The organism is Glaciimonas sp. Gout2 (assembly GCF_035018905.1).
Lineage (GTDB): Bacteria > Pseudomonadota > Gammaproteobacteria > Burkholderiales > Burkholderiaceae_D > Glaciimonas.
Genome location: NZ_JASJXA010000088.1, coordinates 1 through 5,809 on the forward strand (window position 1 = coordinate 1; position 5,809 = coordinate 5,809).

The 5,809-nt window shown below is 49.5% G+C and carries 3 protein-coding genes; all 3 read left to right on the forward strand.

All coding sequences use genetic code 11. The features are described 5' to 3' along the window. Positions 1–398: 398 nt before the first annotated feature. The 3 genes from QN379_RS22930 to QN379_RS22940 all read left to right on the forward strand — a co-directional run bounded on the left by QN379_RS22930 (position 399) and on the right by QN379_RS22940 (position 5,797). A complete protein-coding gene (locus QN379_RS22930; protein WP_322238927.1) occupies positions 399–1,676 on the forward strand; it encodes a TIGR03862 family flavoprotein in 1,278 nt (425 codons plus the stop codon). 336 nt (positions 1,677–2,012) lie between these two features. Beyond that, positions 2,013–4,799, forward strand: coding sequence for a DNA mismatch repair protein MutS (mutS, locus tag QN379_RS22935; RefSeq protein WP_322238929.1), 2,787 nt, complete (start codon positions 2,013–2,015; stop codon positions 4,797–4,799). 26 nt (positions 4,800–4,825) lie between these two features. Further along, positions 4,826–5,797: a hypothetical protein gene (locus tag QN379_RS22940; protein ID WP_322238931.1), complete on the forward strand. Its 972-nt coding sequence runs from the start codon at positions 4,826–4,828 to the stop codon at positions 5,795–5,797. The last annotated feature ends 12 nt before the right edge of the window (positions 5,798–5,809 follow it).

A 5,809-nucleotide genomic window follows, 5' to 3' on the forward strand; every position in this document is an offset into this window, starting at 1 on the left:
GGACATCATCTGCATCGGTCGGCAGAAATGTTCGTACTGAGGGATCCCCAAAAACCTATTCGTTCGATAGATTTCCTCGGCAGCAAATAGACGAAATGACGGAAACTTTCAACGCCTACTATGAATGGTATCCCAAGGAGGAGGATGATTCTGAATAGCGATCACAACATAATATAATAAGGCAGAACGCGCCCTGCACAGCATAAAAGATATGAACCTGATTGAAAAAATTGATCTAATACGAATAAAAAAGAATTTCAACAACATTCTCCGTATTGACAAACAAATCAACTGCCAATCAGCCACCGACGGTTACTGATTGGCAGTTGACTCGCTGCAGCGTAGACTACGCCCTCTGTCTGCTTTAAGACATCCGTCGCTTAAGCCCCACAATTACCATGATTTCTTCCCCACATTCAAGCATCCCAGCAGTCGTCATTATTGGCGGTGGCCCGGCCGGGCTGATGGCGGCGGAAACATTGTCTTCCAACGGTGTTCCGGTAGCCGTTTATGATGCGATGCCATCAGTCGGTCGCAAATTTTTGCTAGCTGGCAAAGGCGGTATGAACATTACGCACTCCGAGCCTTACACGGATTTTTTATTACGTTACGGCTCCCATGCGAACGACATGGGGCCGCTGCTTCAGGAATTTGGCCCCGATGCCGTACGCAAATGGGTGAAGAATTTAGGCATTGAGACCTTTATCGGATCGTCCGGACGCGTGTTCCCTTCCGACATGAAAGCTGCGCCGCTGCTACGCGCCTGGTTGCATCGTCTGCGTTTAGCGGGTGTGCGATTTCACATGCGGCATCGTTGGACAGGCTGGAATGCTGAAGGTGATTGTTCGTTTTCAACACCAGATGGTGTCCTGACGGTCAGAGCCAATGTAATATTATTGGCACTTGGCGGAGGAAGTTGGGCACGCATGGGTTCTGACGGTGCGTGGGTTCCATTATTGGCTAGCCGAAAAATCTCCGTTTCGCCGTTATTGCCGTCGAACTGCGGCTTCAATGTTGAGTGGAGTGATTATTTTAAAGAGCGATTTGCTGGTCACCATTTAAAATCAGTCGCTATCGCGCTACCGGATTTGAACGACGACGTACATCAAACACCTCCTTCGAACAATCAAAATATACCTTTCTATAAACAAGGGGAGTTCGTGATCAGTGCTGACGGCGTCGAAGGTAGCCTGATCTACGCCATTTCTGCACGTTTGCGCGATCACATTGGACGCCACGGCAGCGTCAGGTTCCATCTGGATTTATTGCCAGACTGGTCCCATGAGCGCGTCCTTACAGAAGTGACACACCCTCGCGGTTCCCGATCATGGTCAAGTCATTTACAAAGTCGACTTGGACTCAAAGGGGTAAAAGTCGGCTTACTAAGAGAGTGCGCATCAACGGCATTTACTGATGCAACCAAACTCGCGCTTGCCATTAAAGCACTCCCCATATCGTTGGTATCAGCAAGGCCGATTGATGAGGCAATCAGCAGTGCCGGCGGCGTTATGTTTAATGAAGTTGATAAGAACATGATGTTACGAGCTATTCCAGGCGTATTTTGCGCTGGTGAAATGCTTGACTGGGAAGCGCCTACTGGTGGTTATTTGTTAACCGCATGTTTTGCATCCGGTCGAAAAGCAGGCCTCGGTGTGCTGGACTGGCTAAAAAAGTAGCGTCGTAAATGATGCGCGAGAGAAGACAATACTCGCAGAAGGTTTGTTCGGACCGGTCTTGCTGATTGCGCGGCTTACGCTTTTTCTCAATTAAATATGTTGTATCTGAATCAGAATCGTAGTCAGAGCCAATCGTCAACGGCATACCCATTTGCGCTTGAAAACGTTTAAAATTCAATAGGTTGCAAACAACGTTTCGCATAATTGAAATAAATAAATTGCAACAATCCTATCAAGCCGCGATGGCAAGAGTAACGGTAAAAGCGCTTTGTATTGAAAGAGAAAAATGTTTAACGCAGTAAACAATAGATTAATTGATGTGCGAGTGATAACCGGATGACTGTAGAAAAGTTAAAAATTTCCCCCGGCACTGCCCAGTATCTCAGCATAAAAGCAGATTATCCGACCACGCTCGTTTTCTTCCGCATGGGCGATTTTTACGAGCTGTTCTTTGAAGACGCAGAAAAAGCCTCGCGCTTACTTGGTATCACGCTGACCTCTCGCGGTACTTACAATGGCGCACCGATCAAGATGTGTGGCATCCCCTTTCACGCCGCCGACCAATATCTGGCCAAGCTGGTCAAAGTCGGTGAATCAGTCGCACTTGCCGAACAAATCGGTGATCCAGCGACGAGCAAAGGGATCGTCGAGCGTAAAGTATTACGCGTCGTAACGCCTGGCACACTCACAGACTCAAACCTGCTGCCAGAAAAATTGGAACAACCGTTATTGGCCCTTTCCTTTACCCAACACAAGCAACGTAAGACCGCAACAGTTGGATTAGCCTGGCTTACCATGGCTAGTGGCGCGCTAAAAATGATGGAATTCAGCGGCGATATTAAAGCGCTGGAGATACGCCTTAAACAAGAACTGGAACGCATCGCAGCGGCAGAGATCTTGATGGGCGAACTTGTCAGCCCTTTATTAAACACTTTGCACGGCCAGACGTTGATTAATAAAGCGACGACTGTGCCGGACTGGCACTTCGATATTCCAAATGGTGAAAAAGCGTTGCTTGACCAACTGGCTGTCAGCACATTAAGCGGCTTTGGCGCCGAAGGTCTAAGCACCGCTGTCGGCGCCGCTGGCGCACTACTACGCTACGCACAGTCAACACAGGGAAAAGGCTTGCAGCACGTCCGCGCCTTGACCGTAGAAACTGAAAATGAATTCATTGGTCTGGATGCTGCCACCCGCCGTAATCTGGAGCTCACTGAAACCATCCGTGGCGAGGATTCTGCGTCCGGTGCACCAACCCTATTTTCATTATTGGATCATTGCCGCACCGCAATGGGATCCCGACTGTTGCGTCATTGGCTACACCATGCCAAACGTGCGCAATCCGTAGCGCAAGGACGGCACGTGGCGATTGGCGCGCTGCTCGCCGCCGAGACCGGAAAAGACTTGTCAACCACACTCGCTGAAGTCCCTGATATCGAGCGCATTACCACACGCATCGCACTGCTTTCTGCGCGACCACGTGACCTAGCCGGGCTGCGGGATGGTTTGCAGCAATTGGAAGCGATCCGCGTCAATGTCGCGCTTTGTGACGGTGTTAGCGAGGGTGATGTTAGTAAAAATGGGGCGCACGCAGTCGAGCAGACCGAATATCCAATACCGTTGTTACGCACGCTATATCAGGCATTAGCAACCCCGGTGGCATGCCTCACATTGATGCAGCGTGCAGTGGCCGCCGAACCAGCAACCATGGTCCGCGATGGCGGCGTCATTGCCGCCGGATTTGATGCAGAGCTAGATGAGTTGCGAGGATTATCCGAAAATGCCGGACAGTTTTTGATCGATCTGGAAACCCGTGAACGCGCACGTACCGGCATTGCCAACCTACGTGTTGAATATAACAAAGTACATGGTTTTTATATCGAAGTGACACATGGTCAAACCGACAAAGTGCCAGATGACTATCGCCGCCGTCAAACACTGAAAAACGCAGAGCGTTACATTACTCCCGAATTGAAAGCGTTTGAAGATAAGGCATTGTCTGCTCAAGAGCGCGCACTCATTCGAGAAAAAGTATTATATGAACAATTATTACTCGATCTGGCACCACACATAGCAACATTACAAACGATCGCTCAAGCGCTGGCCCAAATCGACACCTTGGTAGCATTAGCGTCGCATGCAGCACGTCACGATTGGTGCGCGCCACAATTGACTACCGAACCGGCGATCCAGATCGAGCAAGGCCGGCATCCGGTAGTTGAAAAGCAAATTGAACACTTTATTGCCAACGATTGCATGCTGTCTGCAGAGCATAAATTGCTATTGATTACTGGCCCTAATATGGGCGGCAAATCAACCTTTATGCGGCAAGTCGCGCTCATTACTTTGCTGGCCTATGTCGGCAGTTATGTCCCTGCCACCAACGCAATAATAGGTCCGATAGATCGCATATTCACGCGTATTGGTGCAGCTGATGATTTAGCAGGCGGCCGCTCTACCTTTATGGTCGAAATGACCGAATCCGCAGCCATCCTTAATGGCGCAAGTGAAAGTTCACTGGTTTTGATGGATGAGGTCGGACGCGGCACATCGACGTTTGATGGACTGGCGCTGGCTTGGGCGATCGCCAAACAATTAATTGACGTAACCCGCTGTTTTACGCTCTTCGCCACCCATTACTTTGAACTAACCCAATTGCCCGATATCCACGCTACAGCAGCGAACGTGCATCTGTCTGCGGTTGAGCATAAAGACAGCATTGTATTTTTACACGCTGTCCAGCCCGGCCCTGCATCGCAGAGTTACGGCTTGCAAGTGGCGCAACTGGCGGGCGTGCCAACGGCAGTCATCAAAGCCGCCCGCAAGCATCTGGCACTTCTGGAATCGCAGTCGGTCCAGGCCACGCCGCAATTCGACTTGTTTTCAAATGCGCCAGCGAATTATCAGGATAGTGGCGACGAAGCGCTTGATTCAATTCAGGTTCAGGATCAATCACTGGAAAGTGAATTGCTTGATGCGCTAGCGGTCATTGACCCAGACACCTTAACCCCGCGCCAGGCATTGGATCACTTATATCACCTGAAGCATTTGAGCAAAGCAGGGCCCAATGCTGCGTCATCCGAGAAAACACCACCAACTGCCCAAGCGGTCAGAGTCGCATGAACGAGGTGTGCTTGTGGGCTAGAACAATGTCCGGTCCTGTGCCAGTAGCACGATCCCAAAGCATGGCCAGTACGGGGATCGTCGCGGCGTTTATACTTACTATCGGCTGGTTATCTGGCGCTGCTCTTGCTACCGACCAGGGAGAAACCAGCAGCTTTAGTTTTGGCGTTATTGGTCATCCATTCCGAAGCACTTCTGATGAAGTCGCAGTGCGCACGGCTATTAGCCAGACTGATGACGAAAATCTGGCATTCGTTGTCACCAATGGCATAAAATCGGAAAAAGAGCCTTGCTCAGATAAACTGTACCAAGAACGTAAGGCGCTCTTGAATAGCGCAAAAAATGGCATGATCGTTTCACCCTCCGCTAGCGATTGGGTCGCATGCAAAAATGAAATCGGACGCTCTACTTCGTTTGAACGTCTCAACCGACTCCGTGAATTATTTTTTTCGGATGATTTTTCGTTAGGTGAAACCAGAATCCCGCTGAACCGCCAATCCACGTCACCAAAGTTTCGCACATACGTTGAAAATGCACGTTGGGAGATTGGTAATGTAACGTTTGCCACCGTCAATTTGCCTGCACGAAATAACCACTATACGTCTGAAGGCGGCCGCAACAGCGAATTTGAAGATCGTTTAATTGCTAACAAGGAATGGTTGCAACGAATCTTGAACATTGCTGAGCAAAATAAATCAGATGGTATAGTTTTATTTTGTGACGGTGATCCACTCGCCGTGCAGCGAAGACGCGTATTTGATTTTAATGTAAAGCGCGATGGCTTTGTTGAGATGCGTCACGCCATTACCGCACTGGCAACTAAATTTTCGGGTAAGGTCTTAATTATTCACGGACCCCCTTCCAACAGCGCGCCATCCACTACTGACGTTGTCTGGAAAAAGAATCTTGGCGATATGGAAATAGCATCCTCGTGGGCGAAAGTAACGGTAGACACGCGCAATCCGCACTATTTTGCCATCGACAAAACCCGCAACTAACGATAAAAAATG